The 21,298-nt window shown below is 37.9% G+C and carries 15 protein-coding genes; 2 read left to right on the top strand and 13 right to left on the bottom strand.

The window, feature by feature from the left end; all coding sequences use genetic code 11:
- Window positions 1-290 precede the first annotated feature (290 nt).
- A complete protein-coding gene (katG, locus tag DHW03_RS05815) occupies window positions 291-2,564 on the top strand; it encodes a catalase/peroxidase HPI (protein ID WP_109924759.1) in 2,274 nt (757 codons plus the stop codon).
- 392 nt (window positions 2,565-2,956) lie between these two features.
- The gene (locus DHW03_RS05810; RefSeq protein WP_165825366.1) at window positions 2,957-3,628 is read left to right on the top strand and encodes a BON domain-containing protein; all 672 of its coding nucleotides are present in this window, start codon (window positions 2,957-2,959) and stop codon (window positions 3,626-3,628) included.
- Between the two features lie 447 nt (window positions 3,629-4,075).
- On the opposite strand, the gene DHW03_RS05805 is transcribed toward DHW03_RS05810, so the two are convergent.
- The 13 genes from DHW03_RS05805 to DHW03_RS05745 form a co-directional block, all read right to left on the bottom strand.
- Complete coding sequence (locus tag DHW03_RS05805; protein WP_109924757.1) at window positions 4,076-4,951, bottom strand: hypothetical protein; 876 nt, start codon at window positions 4,949-4,951, stop codon at window positions 4,076-4,078.
- Window position 4,952: 1 nt separating this feature from the next.
- A complete protein-coding gene (locus DHW03_RS05800) occupies window positions 4,953-6,488 on the bottom strand; it encodes an amidohydrolase (RefSeq protein ID WP_109924756.1) in 1,536 nt (511 codons plus the stop codon).
- Window positions 6,489-6,612: 124 nt separating this feature from the next.
- A complete protein-coding gene (locus DHW03_RS05795) occupies window positions 6,613-7,938 on the bottom strand; it encodes an aspartate aminotransferase family protein (protein ID WP_109924755.1) in 1,326 nt (441 codons plus the stop codon).
- Window positions 7,925-9,634, bottom strand: coding sequence for an amino acid permease (locus DHW03_RS05790; RefSeq protein WP_109924754.1), 1,710 nt, complete (start codon window positions 9,632-9,634; stop codon window positions 7,925-7,927). Before DHW03_RS05790 ends, DHW03_RS05795 begins: the two co-directional genes overlap by 14 nt.
- Window positions 9,635-9,677: 43 nt before the next feature.
- On the bottom strand, window positions 9,678-11,222 hold the full coding sequence (locus DHW03_RS05785; RefSeq protein ID WP_109924753.1) for an FAD-dependent oxidoreductase: 1,545 nt from the start codon (window positions 11,220-11,222) through the stop codon (window positions 9,678-9,680).
- Window positions 11,223-11,224: 2 nt separating this feature from the next.
- Window positions 11,225-12,583 carry an NAD-dependent succinate-semialdehyde dehydrogenase gene (locus tag DHW03_RS05780; protein ID WP_109924752.1) on the bottom strand — a complete coding sequence of 453 codons (1,359 nt, stop codon included), beginning with the start codon at window positions 12,581-12,583 and terminating at the stop codon, window positions 11,225-11,227.
- A 40-nt stretch (window positions 12,584-12,623) separates the two neighbouring features.
- Window positions 12,624-13,271: a GNAT family N-acetyltransferase gene (locus DHW03_RS05775; protein ID WP_109924751.1), complete on the bottom strand. Its 648-nt coding sequence runs from the start codon at window positions 13,269-13,271 to the stop codon at window positions 12,624-12,626.
- A gap of 2 nt (window positions 13,272-13,273) precedes the next feature.
- On the bottom strand, window positions 13,274-14,797 hold the full coding sequence (locus tag DHW03_RS05770; protein WP_109924750.1) for a Na+/H+ antiporter NhaC family protein: 1,524 nt from the start codon (window positions 14,795-14,797) through the stop codon (window positions 13,274-13,276).
- A gap of 188 nt (window positions 14,798-14,985) precedes the next feature.
- Window positions 14,986-16,404: an aldehyde dehydrogenase family protein gene (locus tag DHW03_RS05765; RefSeq protein WP_109924749.1), complete on the bottom strand. Its 1,419-nt coding sequence runs from the start codon at window positions 16,402-16,404 to the stop codon at window positions 14,986-14,988.
- Window positions 16,405-16,443: 39 nt separating this feature from the next.
- On the bottom strand, window positions 16,444-17,754 hold the full coding sequence (locus DHW03_RS05760) for an aspartate aminotransferase family protein (RefSeq protein ID WP_109924748.1): 1,311 nt from the start codon (window positions 17,752-17,754) through the stop codon (window positions 16,444-16,446).
- Window positions 17,738-18,232, bottom strand: a complete 495-nt coding sequence (locus tag DHW03_RS05755) for an Lrp/AsnC family transcriptional regulator (RefSeq protein ID WP_165825365.1) — start codon at window positions 18,230-18,232, stop codon at window positions 17,738-17,740. Before DHW03_RS05755 ends, DHW03_RS05760 begins: the two co-directional genes overlap by 17 nt.
- A gap of 541 nt (window positions 18,233-18,773) precedes the next feature.
- Window positions 18,774-19,823 carry a response regulator gene (locus DHW03_RS05750; protein ID WP_109924746.1) on the bottom strand — a complete coding sequence of 350 codons (1,050 nt, stop codon included), beginning with the start codon at window positions 19,821-19,823 and terminating at the stop codon, window positions 18,774-18,776.
- 5 nt (window positions 19,824-19,828) lie between these two features.
- Entirely contained in the window at window positions 19,829-21,016 is a 1,188-nt protein-coding gene (locus tag DHW03_RS05745; protein ID WP_109924745.1) for a PAS domain-containing sensor histidine kinase, read from the bottom strand.
- Window positions 21,017-21,298 lie beyond the last annotated feature (282 nt).

Raw genomic sequence — 21,298 nt, 5'->3', positions numbered from 1 at the left:
AAGTCGTGAAAAGCGCATCTTATGTAACTGTCACTGGAGCGCATCTCCTTTAACCGTCATCACGACTGGAGCGCAGCGGAATGGAGAGATCCTTGAACCCAATAGCAAAAACACATTTAAAAGATTTCTCCACTGCGGTCGAAAGGACGATTGTTGAATGAGTCAGCTCTCTCTAGAGGTGCACAATAGATTTTAGCTATAAGCTTATCAAGTTTTATGATTAGGGTTATTCGCCTTTTTAAGGTATTTTTATCTAGTGAAATAATTTAAAACGATAACCCTATTATACTATGGATCAAATGGAAAATGATATCAGCAAATGCCCTTTTCATAACCCTAGCCTAAAGCAGAACGTTGCTGGTGGTGGAACAAGAAATAAAGATTGGTGGCCCAACCAGTTAAAACTGAATATTTTAAGACAAAACTCTCCTTTATCAAATCCTGATTTGGATTTTAATTACCGTGAAGCCTTCGAAAGTTTGGATTTGGAAGCCGTTAAAGCAGACCTTCATGCCCTAATGACGGATTCTCAGGATTGGTGGCCCGCAGATTTCGGTCACTATGGTGGTTTGTTTATAAGGATGGCCTGGCACAGTGCCGGAACTTACCGTGTTGGCGATGGTCGTGGAGGTGCAGGGGCTGGTTTACAGCGTTTTGCGCCGTTAAACAGTTGGCCAGATAACGTAAGTTTAGATAAAGCGAGACGATTGCTTTGGCCAATTAAACAAAAATACGGGCGGAAAATTTCTTGGGCAGATTTAATGATTCTGGCTGGAAATATGGCGCTGGAATCCATGGGCTTTAAAACCTTTGGCTTTGCAGGCGGTCGTGAAGATGTTTGGGAAGCAGACGAATCTGTTTACTGGGGTTCGGAAAGAACTTGGTTGGGTGGCGACATTCGTTACGCCCACGGTTCGCCAGGTGTTGAGGGCGATGGTGTTTTAGTAAGCGATGACAATGCAGATGGCGATACCCATACGCGTAACCTTGAGAAACCTCTTGCCGCCGTGCAAATGGGATTAATTTATGTAAACCCAGAAGGGCCTGATGGAAATCCAGATCCTGTTTTGGCTGCGAAAGACATTAGAGATACCTTTGCACGTATGGCCATGAACGATGAAGAAACCGTTGCCTTAATTGCTGGCGGACATAGCTTCGGTAAAACACATGGAGCTGCCTCGGCAGATCATGTTGGTAAAGAACCTGAAGCTGCGGGTATTGAAAGTCAAGGCTTTGGATGGAACAATAGTTATGCCTCAGGAAAAGGCGCTGATGCGATTACGAGCGGATTGGAGGTTACTTGGACTAAAACACCTACCCAATGGAGCAACAACTTCTTTGAAAACCTATTTGAGTTTGAGTGGGAGTTAACAAAGAGCCCTGGTGGCGCGCACCAATGGCAAGCTAAAAATGCAGATGCCATCATTCCAGATGCTTTTGATGCAAATAAAAAACATTTGCCAACCATGCTTACAACGGATTTATCTTTAAGATTTGATCCAGCGTATGAGAAAATATCAAGGCATTTCCTCGAAAATCCTGATGCTTTTGCCGATGCTTTCTCAAGGGCTTGGTTTAAACTAACGCACAGAGATATGGGCCCAATTTCCCGTTATCTAGGTGCTGATGTGCCACAAGAAGAATTGTTATGGCAAGATCCACTTCCTGCTGTAAATCATCCTTTGATTAATGAAGGAGATATTCGCGCTTTAAAATCTAAAGTATTAGAATCGGGTTTAAGCGTATCAGAACTAATTTCTACCGCATGGGCGTCGGCTTCATCTTTCAGAGGTTCTGATAAGCGCGGTGGGGCAAATGGTGCCAGAATTAGGTTGGCTCCGCAAAAGGATTGGGAGGTAAATAAACCTGCACAATTACAGAAAGTTTTGAGCGTTCTCGAGGGCATCCAAAACCAATTTAACAAAGCACAGGGTGATGGTAAAAAAATATCATTGGCCGATTTAATTGTGCTTGCTGGCGCAGCTGCCGTAGAAAAAGCAGCAAGAGATGCTGGACATAACTTAACCGTTCCTTTTACTCCAGGTCGTACAGATGCTTCGCAAGCGCAAACCGATGTGGAATCTTTCGGTTATTTGGAGCCGATTGCCGATGGTTTTAGAAATTATAAAAAATCCAAAATATCGGTGCTTACAGAAGAATTGTTGATAGACAAGGCACAACTGCTGAATTTAACGGCTCCTGAACTGACGGTTTTGGTAGGTGGATTACGCGTGTTGGACATTAATTTTGATGGTTCTAAAAATGGCGTGTTTACCCAAAACCCCGGACTGTTAACGAACGATTTCTTTGTGAATTTATTGGATATGAGTACCGCTTGGAAATCTACTTCAGCTGATGAGGAGCTTTATTTGGGTACCGACCGTAAAACAGGTCAGCCGAAATGGACCGCTACCCGTGCAGATCTTGTGTTTGGCTCACATGCAGAATTGCGTGCTATTGCTGAGGTGTATGCGAGTAGCGATGCCGCTGAGAAATTTGTACACGATTTTGTGCATGCCTGGAATAAGGTAATGAATTTGGATAGATTCGATTTAAAACACTAAATAGTTGCTCATGCTTGGTTGGTGAATAATCCAACCAAGTAAGGCAGCTAGGTTAATCGCTTCCAAAATAATCGTACGGTATTAAGCATTTGGTACCGTACGATTTATCTATACAACTTTGGTGGTTTATGGAAAATTAGCTGTGTCAGGAAAGGAAAACTGCGTAAATTGTTGAAATTTGAATCCAGATTTTGGAACGGAGGATTTTTAATCTGCACCTCCAGAAAGCCGTTGATGAATATCTTAATCTTGAATGACTTAAATCATTTGTATAGAAAAAGAAATGGGAGACCTTTAACGGATGACTAACACTCCAAGCGTTCTTAAGCGCTAGCGAAGCAAGCAATATGCTATTTCGGCAAGTTTATTTACCAGATATAATTCAACAGCAGATGACACACAATGAAACCCTTAAAAATGAAGTGCTGAAGGCTTTAAGAACTGAGCCACTACTTTATGCCGTAAAGATCGAAGTAGTAGCAAATGAAGGTATCGTAACCTTATCTGGTATGGTTGATAGTTATGTGAAGAAAAGAACAGCCGAATATGTGGCAGCTAAAGTACCGGGGGTACTTGCGGTAGCGGAAAAAATCGACGTGAAATTCGGCGATGAAGATGCGAAGACAGACGAAGCACTAGCTGCAGAGGTGTTAAGTGCCTTACGATTTTGTCCCAACTTGATTAAAGATAGCATAAACGTTCTGGTTGAGAATGGCTACGTTACCTTAAATGGGAAAGTAAATTGGTTTGCCCAAAAAGAGGAGGCAGAGCGTTCCATTCACCACCTGGCGGGTGTAAGGATGATTACCAATAACATAAGCATTCGTTCTGAAAGTGAAGATGATGTTGAGAAAGCCGAAATCGAAAATGCACTTTTAAGAAGCTGGGCCATAGATGATGAGGAAATTGAGGTTTCTGTTCTCAATAACCAAGTTACGCTGATGGGAAAGGTACATTCACTTTATCAACGAGATACAGCCGAACGGATTGCTTGGAATGCTCCTGGTGTATGTAATGTGCATAATAAACTCATTGTGGAATACACCATCCGTCATACTGAATAAACAATCCGTCGAGGCCATATCACAACCAAAAGTAAGTGTGGCAGACAAAATTTTATTTTGAACCATAAAACACCCAAGAGAACACAAAAGTAGCGATGCAAAATTCACACACAAATTTAAATTGAAAATCAATTGGGCTATTTGTTGCAAAATATTATGTGGCGAGTACATGCCTAAATTGAACTATGATATACCCTCGTGTAAATTTAAAAAAGTGGCCGTAAAAATAAATTTAGGGCCACTTTTTTGTACAATCTTATTTTAATCAAAACGAGTTCGCTTTCAATCCAAAGGGAGAAAGATCAAGCAGTTCATTAACCATTAAAATGCTGCGATAAATTCAGCAGGACAGACGAATTTTAAAAGATGGTTTTAAAATATCGTCCTGAATTTATTTTAAGGTATCAGCCAGTTTTTAAAAGATATTCTTGTGATCCCGAACGCAGATTAATTGGTTAAATTGAAAGTTGCTCCAAAAACAACGTAATTTGATTTTATTGATCTAGTAGTTTCTGGCACTGCAAATTGGCGTGAAGCTCCATTATGTGTATAGGAAACCCAAATTGGCATCGTTGATTTTTTGGAAAGCTTAAACTCTTTCGAGGCTTTTGCACCGATATTTACAAACGAAATTTTATCGGGATCACCATAAGTATAATAAGCAGCTTTGTTATTAAATACCGCTCCTACAACTGGTGATAATTTAATGCTCGCAGGTAAATCGAAATTATATCCTACTTCGGCATAACTGGTGAAATTTTGTTTGCCTTTTTCGTCAAATTCATCTTTATATCTGTAATCGTTTCCTGCAATAAATGTACTCCAAGTAAACCATAGTGGAAGTTTATATTCAGAAAAATCGAACATTAACATTAAATCTAATGTGCTTACACCTGTATTTCCGAAATCGAATAATTTGTTTGAAACACCTTCAACTTTTTCAGTTGTTGGCCAATAATAATATTGAAGTGAAGTAGTTAAGTAATTTGTAAATGCATAATTTGCAACAAGATCGATTTCCTGATAGCCTCTATATTCGGCGCCAAAATCGTTTTCTTCAAAACTTTGTTTTTGAAAGTTATGCGTTGCCCAAAAACCTAAGGATAATTTTTCCGTTAAATTGTAGGTTCCATACAGTTGTGCTACAGGATAATTGCCTCCCCATGCTTGGCCTCGCCAAATATATCGAGAAGCTAAATCGAGGTTTAAATCCCACGTTCCTTTTACTGATTCAGTTGCTGTTGAATCGGTTGTTTTTTCCTGTGAAAAACAAATTTGATAACTTAGTAAAGTTAGTGCAACAATAAATAGTGTTTTATTCATTTTAATAATTGTTTGGTTTTCCGTTAATACAAGTTTGTGTGAGCTTGCTATCTTGATGAAAGATATTGGTTTCAAAAATGTTGAAATCGGCATGGTAACCGGGTTCTATTTTCGAATTTTTAAAATTTCTATTTAATATTTCGTTAGAAAAATAGGCCGTAACGGCACTTTTTCGATCAATTTCTTGGTCTTTGCCGATGTTATTGTTTTTTGATGAAATTCGATTACAAGCCGAATTTATTCCAACAAAAGGATCTAATTGTTTTACCACGGGGCCGTCGGTAGAAAAGGCTAAAGGAATTGCATGATCAATAACTTTTTTTATGGGATATATAAAATTTAGTCGATCTTGATCCAGAGCGTCAATAAAATTTTCTCCTAATTCATTAATAAAGACGGGTTGCATAACGGCAACTGTACCGAGCTTTTTCATTTGTTCTGCGTTTTTTTCTGACAAAAAACCTAAGTGTTCAATTCTATTTGGCACTTTGTTTTCGCCCTGAATAGCTTCATATACATCTAAACAAATGTTAACGGCTTTGTCGCCAATGGCATGGGTTGCAATTTTAAAACCCGCATCGATAGATTCTTTTGCAAGCGGATAAAAGGTTTCAAAATCAAGGCGCAGCACCCCGCAGTAATCCGAATTTCGATATGGTTTGGTCATGGCTGCGGTTTTGCCACTTAATCCACCATCTGAAAAGAATTTTACCGTATCTACAATTAAAAAATCCGATTTGAATTTTTGAGGCAATGGCAATGCTTCGTTTTGCCCGTCGGGAAGCCTAATGGCGATCGCATTAATTCTAATCTTAAGCAATCCTTCTTGGTTCATTTTATGATATGCTTCCAAAAGTTCTGGATGTACAGCAGGATCGGTTGCGGCAGTAATTCCGTAGCTTAACAACAAATCTTGTGCTTTCAAAATCATACTTTTGTATTCGTTGTATGTATATTTTGGAAAATGATTTGTAATTAAACCCAAAGCGGTTTCTGTAAAAATTCCGTTTGGTTTGCCTTCGGAATTCAAACGCATTTCGCCACCCGAGGGTACAATATTATTTTGTTTAAAAATTCCGGCTACTTCCATAGCTTTGGTGTTCGCAATGCCAATGTGCGCACAGCTACGAATTACAAAAACAGGCTTTTCGGTTTGCAACTGGTTTAAATCCTCTGCGGTAGGTAATCTTTTGTCTTCAAAAGAAACTTCGTTAAAACCCCTTACGATATACCACTGGTTGTTTGGGTTTTCAGTAATGAAATTCTGAATTTTAGAGAGCATTTCCTTTATGGATTGCACTCCTCTAACATCGAGCATATAGGTAAGCAGGTTACCGACCTTCCAGATATGAATATGTTCATCGCAAAAGCCAGGGAAAACAAATTTTCCGTTTAAATCAACAACCTGATCATAATTTGAAAAATCAATGTTTTCAATATTGATTTCAGAAATATTTGTGTTTTCTACCACAAAATTGTTAATCCATTCTGGTTGCGAATTGGTGAAAATGGATCCGTTAAAATAGAGTGTTTGCATTTAATTTTTTCTGGTACTTGAGCGATTAGAAATTAATCTCGGGCAAAGAATTGATGTATTCGCTGCGATTTCGAGCTATTTATCTCGGTTACATTGCGCTTTAAGCTGGTTATTCGTAAAAAAATTAAGAGAGCTTTTTAATCGCATTTTGAATTACTTGCAAGCCTTCCACCAGTTGTTCGTTTGTCATTACAATTGGAGGTAAAAGACGAATGCAATTGCTGTAAACTCCTGCACGAATAAGAATGACACCATTTGCAACCGCTTCTTTAATTACAGCTAAAGTAAAATCGGGATCGGGTTCTTTAGTATTTTTATCTTTTACAAATTCTATAATTTGCATCGCGCCAATGCCTCTCACATCGCCAATCTTTTCGTATTTAGTTGCCCAATTATTCAAGGTTGAAGAAATGACTTCGCCCATTTGAGTTGCCTTATTTAAAAAATCTTTCGAGGTTAATTGTTTAATGGTTTCGATAGCCGCTACGCATGCCACAGGCGACCCGCCATAAGTACCGCCTAAGCCACCCAAATGGGGTTTGTCCATAATTTCGGCTTTTCCTGTAACGGCGCTAATTTGAAAACCCGATCCAATAGATTTTGCCATACACACCAAATCGGGTACTACACCACTGTGTTCAATGGATAAAAATTTCCCTGTTCTACCCGCACCGGCCTGAATTTCATCGGCAATAAAAACTATCCCATGGGTATCGCAAATGGTTCTAAGCGCTTCTAAGAACTTTTTAGGAACAGGAATAAATCCGCCCTCACCTAAAACGGGTTCAATAATAATGGCTGCAACTGCCGAAGGATCTACTTGTGTAATTAAGGCATTGTGCAGTTGGCTAATGGAATAATCGATAAATTCGTCTTCCGTCATTTGTTCTGGGCGACGGTAGATGTTTGGAAAAGGAAGTCGGTAAATATCGGAAACAAAAGAACCAAAACCTCGTTTAAACAAACCGTATTTGCTTGTTAATGAAAGTGTTAATGTGCTTCTGCCATGATAGGCTCCTTCAAAACAAATAACAGCATTGCGGCCGGTATGATATTTTGCAATATTAACGGCATTTTCTACAGCTTCGGTACCGGAATTTGCCACTAGTGTTTTTTTTAAAAAATCTCCAGGACAAAGGCTGTTTAGCATTTCGGCTAGGGCTACATAGGGTTCAATAGTGGTAACAATATTACAAGAATGCACATAATGATCGAGCTGATTTTTTACGGCATCGATAACAGCTTTTGGACGGTGGCCTAAGTTTAGCATACCTATTCCTCCTGCAAAGTCGAGCAATACATTTCCGTCAACATCGGTAACAACCGCATCTTGTGCAGAATGAACGACTATATCCGTAGCTTTTGCAGAACCACTTGGTAGCGCATTTGCTCTTCGGTTTAAAATTTCAATAGACTTTGGTCCAGGAATTTGAGTTTTAAGTGAAATCATTTCTTTTATTTTTTTTGTATTTGCTATATTTTATTCCATAACTTAAATAGATTATTATACCTATTGCCATCCATGTAAAAAAACCAAACCAGCCCAACGCAGGAATTTCAATCATTAAATACAAGCAACTAAGTGCACCTAAAATGGGTATTGCATTGAACTTTCTTATTGAAGCGAAAATGGAAAATGTGATCAAAGTTCCTGTGAAAAGCAAAAACAAAACTTCGTGAAAATTTTCGTTTTCAATGTTTAAAACAGAACCTTTTAATCTATCCCAAGTAACATATAAGAATACAGCAACAATAATTGGCAATACAAAACGAGAATTTACATAAGGAATGGAATATTTACTTGCTTCCTTTTTAATTTTTGGCAAGGCTAAAACACCCAGGCACACTAATACGAATGCAAACAGCGTTCCGATGCTTGTTAAATCTGTTACTAATGAGGATGGCATAAAAAGCGTAGGAATTCCCACCAATATTCCAGTAACTATTGTAGAATAGGAGGGGGTTTTATATTTAGGATGCAGGGTAGCAAAACGTTTAGGTAAAAGGCCATCGCGGCCCATGCTCATCCAAATTCTTGGTTGTCCGAGTTGAAAAACCAACAAAACCGAAGTTGTTGCAATAACTGCAGAAACTGAAATAATATAACCAATCCAATTTTGGCCAACGGCTTCAAAAACATAAGCTAATGGATCATCTACCTTTAATTCCTTATAGCTTACCATACCGGTTAAAACCAAGGAAATCAAAATATATAAAACGGTGCAAATTAGTAACGCATATAGCATTCCTCTTGGCAAATCGCGTTGTGGATTTTTACATTCTTCTGCCGTTGTAGAAATTGCATCAAAACCAATATAAGCAAAAAACACAGCCGAAACTCCCATAAGAACGCCTCCCATTCCGTTAGGGAAAAAGCTAGGGGTACCGTTTTGCCCAATTGGAAGCCAATTGTTTGTATCGATATAGAAAAATCCTACGCCAATTACCAAAGCAATTACCAGCATTTTTAAAATCACCATTGCGTTTGATACTTTTTTGCTTTCTTGCATTCCGATATAGGCTACCCAAGTAATGAGTACAACAATTAAAAATGCAGGCACATTTATTAATAGTTTGTGCCCAAAAAGGTCGGGTGCTTCTTTAAAACCGTTTAATACATAAGTCATTTGGCTGGTTAAGACTTCTCCGCTTGCTACATGTTTAGTAATGCTTTCAACATCTTCTAAACCTGCAAAATAACCAGTAGAAAGCCAGTAAGGTAATTCTAACCCTACACCTTTAAGCAAATTATTAAAATAGCCGCTCCAACTAATAGCGACAACAATGTTTCCAATGGCATATTCTAAAATTAGGGCCCAGCCAATTATCCATGCAAATACTTCCCCAAAGGACACATAAGCGTAGGTATATGCCGAACCACTTTGCGGTACTCGTGAGGCAAACTCTGCATAACATAGCGCCGAAAAACCGCAGGTAATAGCAATGATTATGAATAATACGGATACACCAGGGCCACCATTAAAAGAGGCTACACCAATTGTGGAAAAAATTCCTGCACCTATTACTGCTGCAACGCCCATAAGTGTAAGATCGAAAACACTTAAGGTACGGTTCATTTTTTCATGACCATCATCTGCTCCATCCGAAGTTGAGATGCTTTTTTTTCTAAAGTCTAATAGTTTCATTAGTTATCATTTGTGGTTGATTGATAGTAGATACATTTTATAATTACCTATCACTATTTATTGCTTTTATAATGGCTGTAACTGCAATTTTGCTGGTTTGAATAGAACCATTCATAAATCCTTGGAATTGATCAGAGCAATGTTCGCCGGCAAAAAACAAATTGCCAATGGGTTTCGAAACTTCCGCACCATAGCGTGTCCATTGACCTGGCTTAAATGAGGAATAACTGCATTTTGTTAAGGGATTGTTTGGCCAATCGATTAGTAGGTAATTGTTCGCTTCAGAAGAAGCTTCGGCTTTAGCTCCTTTATAAACGGTATCGAAATAATCTAAATATTTAGTTCGAAGCGATTCGAAATTTTCTTTGTTACAAAATTTCATGGCATCGTCACCACCAAAATAAAAGGTATAAGTGCTTTCTTTTATGGTATCATTTTGCAACTGACTACTATCAAAACCATTGTGAATTACGTTGTTAAACAAGTATCCTTGATATCCGTTTTGCCGCCAAGGTTTGTTGTTAAATTTTTGAATATACTTGATATTTGTTCCGTAACCTAAATCCTGAATACAGCTTTTTTTAGTATCGGTCATGTTTTTAATGTCAATTTCAATATTTTTCAATACCGAAAAAGCAATGGTGCAGAGTACATAAGGGGCCTCTACCGATGTACCATTTTCAAATTCTAAAACATAATTTTGATTAGGTTGACTTATTTTTTTCAGTTTATGGTTGAGGTTGATGTTTTTGACCCTTTTTTCAAAAGCCTCAACCAAAGTTTGTGTGCCACCTTTAATTTTTAATACTTCATCACTGATACCAAAAACTTCAAAATTTTTGCCTACTTCGGGCAACATCATACTTAAGAAATTGGTTGCCGATTGTTCTCTAATATTTCCGCCATACTCACTTTCATAGGCTTTCTCCAAACATTTAATAAACCATTCATCACCATTTAGTTGTGCCAAATAAACCTCTAAAGAGGTATAGTCGATTTTTTCCGCAAATTTTTCGTCCTTTTCAGATTGAATTTGATCGTTAATAATTTTCGGAAGAATTTTTTTGTAAGCCGCTACCACTTCTCCATCCGAGTATATTTTTCCATCGTAAAAAAAAGTGTCCTTTAGTAGTTTATCTACTCTTACATCAATTTTTTCAATGTTAAATTCTTCCAAGTAACTGAGTAAATCTTCATGTGTAGTATCTACAAATTCGCCACCACACTCGGTAGTTAAGCCCAAAACAAAGTCTCTTTTCGTTTTTATTCTGCCACCAACTCTATTATCTGCCTCAAAAATTTTGTAAGGTATATTTAATTTTTCAAGTTCATAAGCTGCCGTTAATCCTGCAATACCGCCCCCTAAAATTGCAACGTATTTGTTTTCATCTTTTGAGGCCCATGCAAAATTTGATAGCGACGAACCTACTACAATACCTGAAATTGCGAGTGTTGTTGTTTTTAAAAATTTCCGTCTAGAATTGCTTTCAATGAGCTGATTAATTAATTCTGGATTTTCATTTTTGATTTCAAAAAAGGCTTTTTTAAGATGCTTTTTCAACCCTAAAAGGGATAAGGAATGTGCCATAGTTAATTTTCTATAATGATTGATTTTACATTTGTGAGTTCTCTAATACCCAATATTCCGAGTTCTCTTCCGTAACCTGATTTTTTTACACCTCCAAAAGAAATTCGAGAATCTGAACGAACCAAGGAGTTTACGAAAACGTTTCCGCTTTCAATTTGTCGGGCAAGTTGGTAAGCCTTTTCTAAGTCAGCAGTCCAAATGGCTGTAGCAAGTCCGTAGCGATGATTATTTGCCATTTGAACAGCTTCCGTTTGGTTTTTGCAACTCGTTATTGCTGCTAGTGGCCCGAAGCTTTCTTGCTGAAAAACAGGGTTGTTTTCGGATACATTTGTTACTAGTGTTGGCGTGAAATTGCAATTGTCTTGCTTGCCTCCAAAAATTAAGTTTGCGCCCTGATTTATGGATTCGTTTAGTTGATTTTTTAATTGGTTTGCCAAATCGATTCTTGCCAACGGACCTAGATTGGTGTTTTCATCTAAAGGGTTTCCTTGCGATAGTTGACTAATTTTTTGTTGAAACAGCTGTGTAAACTCTTCTGAAACAGCCTCTTCTACAATAAATCTTTTGGCACAAATACAAGCTTGCCCAGCATTCATCATTCTTGAATTTACGGCTACCTGCACGGCCTTTTCAATATTTGCATCGGCTAAAACAATAAAAGCATCAGATCCACCTAGTTCAAGTATTGATTTTTTGATATGCTTACCTGCTAAACTAGCCACAGATGAACCCGCCATTTCGCTACCAGTAAGTGTTACTAGCTGAATACTATCATGAGCAATTACCCTTTCTACTTGGGGCACATCGATAAAAACATTTTGAAAAACGCCTTCAGGAATTCCTGCTTCTAAAAATATTTTTTCGATTAGTTTTGCGCATCCTAAAACATTTGGAGCGTGTTTTAAAATAGTTGTATTACCAGACATTAAGCATGGCGCAACATAACGAAGCACTTGCCAAATAGGGTAATTCCATGGCATAATGGCAAACACGGTTCCTATCGCATCATAAGAAATTACGCTCTTGTACAAACCCATATCTACCACCGTATCTTCTAGGTATGAAGCAGCATTTTGTGCATAAAATTCAAGATTAGAAGCCGACTTTTCAACTTCTGCACGAGATTCACCAATAATTTTGCCCATTTCGGCAGTAATCATTTGTGCAACAATTTCTTTATCTCTTCTAAAAATAGAAGCTGCTTTCATTAAACATTCGGACCGATGCTCAAAGGGAGTGCTTTTCCATTTTAAATAGGCACTATTGGCTAAACTCAACTTGCGATCTACCTGATTGTCAGAATCCAGTTGATGTTCTAGAAAAGTTTCTAATGTATATGGATTGATGCTTTTAAATATCATAATAAAAATTTTGGCGATTTTTTTTGCGCATGGTTATAAACTACAGATCGGCAATTGTCATATTTGGGTCTATTGGCCAATAAATTGAAATGCCTGCATTGCCGCTTTTAGGGTCATCTAGATAGTTGAAAAAAGGTTCAATCCAGCGGAAACCATTTTTTATTTGTGCCGAAACGGTTGGGTCTTTTAATTCGCCCAATTCTAATTTTTTGCAATACTCTTCAATAGTCATTTCGTTTCTACACAAATCATATCCGTTTGTCATACCCACTGTTAATTGCCCTTTGCATCCTAATTGTTTTGCTATTTGCTGTCTGATTTGATAAATAGCACCACCTATTCCTTGGCGTTGATAACTGGGTTCAATTGATACATCTACACCGTAGAGCCATTCGCCATTTGGGTCATGCTTCGAAAGCGACATGTTATCGGTAATTTCTAAAAAGGTGTGAAAACCGGGATGGTAATTATATCGGAAAGTTGTACTTGCTCCGATAATCTTATCACCATCAAGCACAACAAGTTGGCCTTCTTTGAAAAGTGCTAAATAGCTAATATAATCGCTTTCTGAAATCAATTCCTTATCTGAAAGGGTAGGGAAAACTACTTTTTGCAATGCAGCCATACCCGCCGCATGAGATTCATTTGGGGTTTGAATCGTGTATTGCTTAAAACTCGATTGTACCATAATTACATTGTAAATCCTAAAATTAAAAACACAATGGCTGTAATTACGGTAGTAATAATAACATAAGGCAATTGAGAAATGGCTTGGGCAGTCATATTACTTTCGGTAGAAGATGCCGTTAAAATTCGAGAATCGGAATAGAAGCAAATGTTTGCACCCATCACTCCAGCAGATATTAAGGATCCCATACCAAGCATTGGATTCATTCCTGTTTCTTTAGCTAAAGCAAAAACAATGGGTGTTACTACGGCGTACACTCCCCAAGACGAACCTGTAGCAATAGCAATGGCGCCGATGGCGAGGAAGATCATTAAAGGCAATAGTTGTACTGGAAATGCTTTGATGCCACCTACTACGTACTTGGTAAGCCCCATTTGGTCGCCTACTTCTTTTAATAAATACGTTACAATTAATACGACTAAAACAAATGTCATCGTTTTGAAACCCTCTTCAAATTGTTCGAGTATGGCACTGAAAGGCATAACTTTTAGTAGCCAATACTGAGCAATTAACACGGTAAGGGCACACATAATTCCTTTGTAAACGTCTTTATCAAAATAAACCGTTGCCACTACTAAAACGATCATAGGCACAAGGAACGACCATACTGATTTTTTTTCTGGCAATACGTATTCTTTAATATCTATGCTTAACGATTCGGAATTTGGAGCGGCATTTGAGCCACCATCATCCACACGTTTTTGTGCAGTTTTAAAAGCTCCGAAATCGGGTATTACTTTTAAAATGTATAACAAAGCCACTAGCATGGCAACCCATGCATAAATGCTGAATGGTATAGTTGCCATAAAAACATCTATTTCGCCTGCATCTGCGCTATATCCACCACCATCTTTCATTAATCCGCCTACGTAAACGGTCCAAGTTGAAATTGGGAAAAGCACTGCAATAGGTACACAAACGGCACCAATTATATATCCTATTTTTTCGCGAGGTACACCAAATTTATCAGTAACATTTCGCATGGTTGCACCCACTGAAAGTGCATTTAAATAGTCATCAACAAAAAAAACAAAACCTAAAAAGTAAGTTGCCAATAAGCTTTGTTTTCTGTTTTTTAGTTTGGTAATTAGTTTATCGCCAATGGCGGAAATTCCTCCAGAAGCAATCATCAGCTGAATAAATGGCCCAAAAAGTCCGCAAACGATTAATACCCACAGTAAACTATTATAGTAGGTGCCATTAAAATTCGGCCCTTCACCTTTTTCGTTCAGCATTAAAATTTTGTAAACTCCGTTGATGAAATTGTTTGGAAATTTGTAAACGGCTGCGGCTTCGGTGGCAGCTTCCAATGCCTTTTCTTTTGACCCCGCTTCTGCAATTTGTTTTGCTGTTACGGTAATGGTTTGTGTACCAAAAGTGGTGTTGCCTGTAACCGGATCGACATGAATGAAGGCCAGCATGAGGAAACCGACAAAGGTGCCTGCAACAAGTGGAATTAGTGATGATTTTGTTTTAATTGCTAATAATATTACAATTAGCGGTGGTATAAGTGAGTAAATTCCCATAACAAATTAGTTTGGTTGGTTAATTATAAGTTGTTAGAAAGTGCAGGAGGGTTGTAGTGAGGTTTCTTTATAAAAGACTAAAAGACTTTGATAAAAAGTGATCACTGACAGCCTACCTGTAGGGAATGACTCAAGATTTTGTTTTAATACTAACTCATAGGCAATATTTGAAAAATTAAATGATTAAATTAAAAGCCACCATAGCTGATCAGTTTTAGTTCGAGATATTCTTTCAGGCCCTCGCTACCAGACTCATGCCCTATACCGCTGTGTTTCCAGCCAGAAAAAGGAAGTTCGGTTCCATGAGGTGCCCATTCGTTAATGCCTATCATTCCAAATTCGAGGTTTTCGGCATAAAAGTTTGCTTTTGCAATGTGGTTTGTAAACACATAAGCTGCCAAGCCATATTCGGTTTGGTTTGCCCATTGCAATACTTGTTCTTGTGTATCAAAGGGAATTGCTAAAAAAATTGGTCCGAAAAATTCGGTTTGTATAAACTCCTGTTCTTGTTTGGCTTCGATTAATGTTGGTTGCACAAAAAAACCTTTTTCGAGTGTTTGTCCACCATAGTGCAAAGTTGCCCCTTGCTCTTTAGCCTTGTTTATGATAGATAGCGTGTTTAGTTGTTGAGTTTTGTTGATTAATGGCCCCATAAAATCAACCGCATTACCATTTACACCCAATTGTATTTGAGCCAATTGTTCTTTAACTACAGCAATAAATTCATTAAAAATACTGGTATGCACATAAAAGCGCTGTGGTGCCACACAAACCTGCCCGCAGTTTCGTAGTTTTGCTACTACGGCTTGTTTTGCTACAGTTGCAACATCTACATCGTTTTCAATAATAACCGGGGCATTGCCGCCAAGTTCTAATGATAATTTTGTTGCTGTTTTTGAGGCACCATCCATCAGAATTTTTCCAACACGTGTGCTTCCGGTAAAACTAATTTTATGTAGTTTCGGATTTTGGATCATCTCCGCGCCCGAAGAAATTGGTTCGGAATTGATTAGATTATAAACCCCATTAGGAATACCTGCTTGATGCAATGCCAAGGCCATATTAAAACTTGAAAAAGCGGTAAACTCCGAACCTCGCATTACTACTGTGCAGCCTGCAGCTAATGCGGCTGCAACGGCACGAGCGGGATTGTAGGCCGGAAAATTCCATGCGGTAATTACACCTACCACACCAACAGGCTGATAAATTACAGATGAACGCTTGTCTGCACGATTAGTTGGGATAATGCGACCATAGTTTCGTTTTCCTTCTTCGGCATACCATTCGAATAAATTTGCAGAAACAAGCCATTCGCCACGCGCTTCGAGCATTGGTTTGCCTGTTTCTTTTGCGGTTTCGATGGCAAAATTTTCAACATTTTCTCTAATGAAATTTGCTGCTTTCTTTAAAATTTCGGCTCTAAAATAAGGCGTAGTTTTTTTCCAGGTTGGAAAGGCTTCATAAGCAGCATCTATGGCTAGTTTGCAATCTTTATCATTTCCGAAGGGTACTTTGGCTAAAATTTCTTCGGTAGATGGGCTTTGCAAATCCCATACATTGCCATCAATACCTTCTACCCAATTTCCGTTTATGTACTGTTTTTTCATTTAAACTGCTATTTCAAAATGAACATCTGTTAGAAAACCTTATGAAGCTTTTTGAATTTCTTCTTCTATTACCGATTGAAGTATTGATAAACCTTTTTCGAGTATGGCATCTTCAATAAATAAAGGGCTTAAAATTCTTATACAGTTACCATACGTGCCAGATGTAATAACGATCAATCCTTTTTCCAAACACCTGTTTACAATTTTCTTTGTTATTTCTCCATCGGGCAATTTGGTTTTTGGATTTGAAAACTCAATGGCAAGCATGGCACCCAGGCCTCTGACATCAGTAATATGATTCGGAAAGGTGCTTTGCCATTTAACAAAATGCGCTTTTACTGTTTTTCCCACTTTTTCGCCGGCTGCATTTATGTTATTTTTTTGCATGAAATTTATACTGGCTAATGATGCTACTGCACAAAGCGGGTTACCTAAATATGTACCGCCAATTAAGCCTGGTTTAATGGCATCCATTATTTCTTGCTTGCCCATTACCGCCCCGATTGGCATACCACCTCCCATAGATTTTGCCCATGTAGATAAATCGGGCGTAACTTCATAGTGCTCATACGCAGCCCATTTGCCTGTGCGACCAAAACCAGACTGAACTTCATCAAAAATTAAAAGGATATTGTTTTCGGTACAAAATTTTCTTAAATACTGCACATATTTTTTTGATGCAACAGTAAAGCCTCCTTCGCCTTGCACCAATTCTAAAATAATTGCCGCTGTTTGAGAAACCGAAACGTTTGAAGAAAACGTTTTGTGCAATTTCATAATCATTAGATCGTCAAACTCATCTTGAGTCATTCGATTAGCCATACTCGCTTTGTAGTAAGGATATTCTAAGCGATATACTTCAGGAGCATATGGTCCGGCACCTTCTTTATATTTTACATTTGAAGTTAAGGTCATTGCCATCATAGTTCTACCATGAAAAGAACCATCGTAACAAATAATGCCCGATTTGCCTGTAACTGCTCGGGCTATTTTTATGGCGTTTTCTATAGATTCTGCCCCAGAAAGCGTAAGCATTGCTTTTGTTGGCCCGCCGTGAGGAAGTAATTCGCAAAGTTTTTCAGTTAAATCCAGATATTCTTCATAAATAGATACGTTAAAAGATGCGTGAATAAATTTTTCAGCTTGTTTTTGAATGGCTTCAATAATTTCTGGTACGCCATGGCCCGCGTTATTTACGCCAATTCCGCCAGCAAAATCTATAAGTTCTCTTCCATCGGCATCGGTAATTATTGCTCCTTTAGCCGCTACAATACTAGAAGGATTAAAAATTCCAAGTGCATTTGGTACGCTATTTTTTCGTCTTTCGTAAAGTTTATCCGTTTTTGTCATCTTTATCTATACAACTTTTAATATAATCTAAATCGGGTGGAGAAAATTTGTGGATTTTTAAATAGAAGTTTGTTAAGGTGTTGTAAACCCCATCTATATGATTGATTTTCTCGTGTAAAAGCTCTTGTAAATGGTTATTATCTTTACACATCGTGTTTACTTCAATATCGAATTCGCCAGAAACGGATGCTAGAAAGCTAATTTCTGGCATTGCCATTAGCTTTTCTATTACATTATCAATTTGGGTTTTTGGTCTAACAGATAATAAAATGCGGGCATAGGAAGTAAGCTCCATTTTTTCGGGGTTAATTCTCCCATAAACCTTCACAATGCCGTCTTGAACAAGATTGTTATATCGAGTTCGTATTGTGCTTACTGAAACATCGAGTTCTTTGGCTAAATCGGTAAAAGAAATTCTTCCATCGACTTGCAATTTTTTTAATATTTCGAAATCAAGATTGTTTGACAGCAAACTCATATATGTGATTTTGTTTTTTTCAAATAATGCAAATTTTTTTAGAAAAACAAAATTATTTCCATAAATGATGAATTTTACTGTAAAATTTAAAGAAAAAAAGAACAAATCGAGTGGTAATTGTAAATCGATGTATTTATGTAAAAACCTTCTTTTTATAAGAGCACCTCTATTTATTTTACCTCCAAAAAATATAGGCATGAAATTGCCCATTACAGTGTATCATATCCATTTTCTTGAGCAGATGAGTACTCATCGCTTTATGGTTGTTTTGGAGTATTAGAATTTATTTTGTAAGAATAGAGCTTGCATGAAGCGGTTGTAAGTCTTGATTTTCTAATAACCGATCAACATCTCCATTTCAGGTTGCTTAAAAAATCTAAAGCCTACGTAATTCTAAGGGTGCTAAGTGTGGTAGAGAAAATTTTATTTAATGCGAATTAATCCGAAGTGCTGGAATTATAACATGCTTGCTAAACGCAAAATCTAATCACCAGAATAATTTAAATCAACAAGATTGAGGGCTCGTCAAGCTTTAAAAAACTTAATTTTTCATTTTTATAAGGCCAGTAAGATCAAGCAGCGTAATCCGGCTTCCAGATCGGTCGATCAGTTTTTCGTCTTTAAAATCAGAAAGGGTACGGCTAACCGTTTCGGTAGCCATGCAAGCCATCGCCGCTAAATCTTCTCTGGTAATGGTAAAAGAATCATTGCTTAAATTTTTTTCATACAACTTAACCAAAGTAATAGCCATTTTCTTCCTTACAGAATGATAAGCCAATTGCAGCAATTGTTCTTCTTTTTCACGGTTATCTCTGGATAGGAGGTGGATAAAATTTCTAGCTACTTCGGGGTAAAGGCTAAAAACACTTTCCATTTGTTCGGTAGGAATTAGGCAAAGCAAGCTATCTTCAATAGTCGTAGCGGTGTCGCCATAAGTGCTACCACTAAGTACAGCGTTTATCCCGATGTAATCCCCTTCACCGTACATACCTGTCATCAATTCACGTCCGTCCTGTGCCAGCTTAATGGTTTTAACTTTGCCTTGCGTAATGAGGTATAGCCCTTTGCCATGGTCATCTTCATAGTAGATAACCTGATTTTTTTTAAACTCCCTGCTCTTTTTGCCCTCAATAATTTTATTAAACGCTGCCAAACCATCTGTTTTAGCCACAAGAGTTTTAAAATCGTCAGAATTGCTTTTATGCTTTTGTTCTGCCACCGCCTTTTTTCTCAAGCGAATATCAATGGCATTCAACAGCTCCATATCATCAAAAGGTTTTATCAAATAATCATCAGCCCCCAGTTCCATTCCCTTCCGTAGGTCGGCATGTTCAGCTTTTGCTGTTAAAAAAATAAAAGGAATGCCCGAAGTTTCCACATGTTTATTCAGCATGTAGAGCACCCCGTAGCCGTCGAGCTCAGGCATCATAATGTCGCATAAAATAATATCGGGGATATTTTTTAGAGCCATATCCACGCCTATTTTTCCATTTTCGGCCTGAAATACGTTGTAACAAGCCATTTCTAGAATTTCCACCACATTTGCACGAATGGCATCATGGTCTTCAATAATCAGTACGCTTTTGTTCATGGTGATTACGTTTTTGGAAAAGTGAGCGTAAATAAGGTTCCCCGATCAATCCTGCTTTTAAAGCTCACGGTTCCGTTCATTAAGCCTGTATATCGAGATAAAATGCTCAATCCAAGGCCATTTCCAGAAATTTTGCCGGTGTTGTTTGCTCTAAAAAATGCTTCAAATAGGTGTTTGTGGTCGGTATCGGGAATGCCGATGCCATTGTCGCAAATTCTGATGGTACAGTTCTTTTTGTCTATTTTGGTATAGAATTGAATTTCACTGTGCTCACCCGAATATTTGATGGCGTTGTCGATAAGAATAATGATGCAATTTTTCAGGAGGTTCTGATCCAAGTGGATCATTTCTTCGGGTCCCCTGTGCTTAAAAATAATTTTCTGATTGCCTTTCAAGGTAATTTGCATTTCTCCACTAATCTCCTCAGCCATTTCTGCAAGGTTAAAATAACTCAGTTTGGGTTTAACCATCCCCGAATCTAGCTTTTCAAGTGAAAGAAAGTCGTTTAGAATAGCCGTAATGTTCATCACAGCATCTTTAATTTTAACTACGTGCTTTCCAATACTTACCCTGTCTTGGTTTTCGGCATATCGATCAATAAGCGATGCCGATAGTTGTACCATGCTTAAAGGCGTGCGAAATTCGTGCGAGGCAATAGAAACAAATCTACTTTTAAGCTGTCCGAGTTCTTTTTCCTTATTTAAGGACAGATTCAGTTCATCTTGGGTTTTTTGGAGCACTTTTACACTAGATTTTAACGAATAGGTGCGTTCCTCTACCTGTTCTTCAAGCAAAGCCGCATAATCCTGAAGCTTACTCTCGGCCTCCTTTTCACGCGTTAAATCGTGTATGAAACCCGCATAAATAATTCGCCCAGAATATTTAACCTCACTTACACCCAGCCTAAAAGGAAATTGACTGCCGTTTTTTTTCAAACCCACCAATTCCCTTCCAATTCCGATGATGCTCGCTGTTCCAGTTTTTTTATATTGGAAAAGATAACCATCATGCCTTGCCCGGTCGGGCTGAGGCATTAACATCGAGATGTTATTTCCAACCACTTCTTCGGCACCATAATTAAAAAGTTTACAAGCGGAGGGGTTAATGGATTCAATAATCCCATGATCATCTATGGTAATTAGACCGTCTATTGCATTATCAATGATCGCTTTAAGCAATACGGTGTTTTCCATAAATAAATTTATTAACAGATAAATAATTTAACTGTTTAGGCTATGTGAAGGACAGGAGGGATGATTCTCAAATACGTAACTAACTATCTAGCAGCGTGTTATTTTCCTTTTTTTACTAACCTGTACAAGGTACACACAATTATCCGCTAATAAACCAAAAGCAGGTGAGGCAGACAAAATTTTTTTGAGCTATATAAGACACAAAAGGGCACAACAGTAGCGATACAAAATTCACACGCGAATTTGAATTCAAAATCAATTGGCTTTTTGTTGTGAAATATT

The sequence above is a fragment of the Pedobacter yonginensis genome (assembly GCF_003173595.1).
Classification (GTDB): Bacteria; Bacteroidota; Bacteroidia; order Sphingobacteriales; family Sphingobacteriaceae; genus Pedobacter; species Pedobacter yonginense.
Note: the sequence above shows the minus strand (reverse complement) of the source record. Positions and strands in the feature narration are given on the sequence as shown.

Coding starts and splice junctions, on each gene's coding strand:
- DHW03_RS05750 (WP_109924746.1), bottom strand. CDS start 19,823: ATGAACAAAAGCGTACTGATTATTGAAGACCATGATGCCATTCGTGCA.
- DHW03_RS05805 (WP_109924757.1), bottom strand. CDS start 4,951: ATGAATAAAACACTATTTATTGTTGCACTAACTTTACTAAGTTATCAA.
- DHW03_RS05810 (WP_165825366.1), top strand. CDS start 2,957: ATGACACACAATGAAACCCTTAAAAATGAAGTGCTGAAGGCTTTAAGA.
- DHW03_RS05790 (WP_109924754.1), bottom strand. CDS start 9,634: ATGAAACTATTAGACTTTAGAAAAAAAAGCATCTCAACTTCGGATGGA.
- DHW03_RS05780 (WP_109924752.1), bottom strand. CDS start 12,583: ATGATATTTAAAAGCATCAATCCATATACATTAGAAACTTTTCTAGAA.
- DHW03_RS05785 (WP_109924753.1), bottom strand. CDS start 11,222: ATGGCACATTCCTTATCCCTTTTAGGGTTGAAAAAGCATCTTAAAAAA.
- DHW03_RS05775 (WP_109924751.1), bottom strand. CDS start 13,271: ATGGTACAATCGAGTTTTAAGCAATACACGATTCAAACCCCAAATGAA.
- katG (WP_109924759.1), top strand. CDS start 291: ATGGATCAAATGGAAAATGATATCAGCAAATGCCCTTTTCATAACCCT.
- DHW03_RS05800 (WP_109924756.1), bottom strand. CDS start 6,488: ATGCAAACACTCTATTTTAACGGATCCATTTTCACCAATTCGCAACCA.
- DHW03_RS05745 (WP_109924745.1), bottom strand. CDS start 21,016: ATGGAAAACACCGTATTGCTTAAAGCGATCATTGATAATGCAATAGAC.
- DHW03_RS05770 (WP_109924750.1), bottom strand. CDS start 14,797: ATGGGAATTTACTCACTTATACCACCGCTAATTGTAATATTATTAGCA.
- DHW03_RS05760 (WP_109924748.1), bottom strand. CDS start 17,754: ATGACAAAAACGGATAAACTTTACGAAAGACGAAAAAATAGCGTACCA.
- DHW03_RS05755 (WP_165825365.1), bottom strand. CDS start 18,232: ATGAGTTTGCTGTCAAACAATCTTGATTTCGAAATATTAAAAAAATTG.
- DHW03_RS05795 (WP_109924755.1), bottom strand. CDS start 7,938: ATGATTTCACTTAAAACTCAAATTCCTGGACCAAAGTCTATTGAAATT.
- DHW03_RS05765 (WP_109924749.1), bottom strand. CDS start 16,404: ATGAAAAAACAGTACATAAACGGAAATTGGGTAGAAGGTATTGATGGC.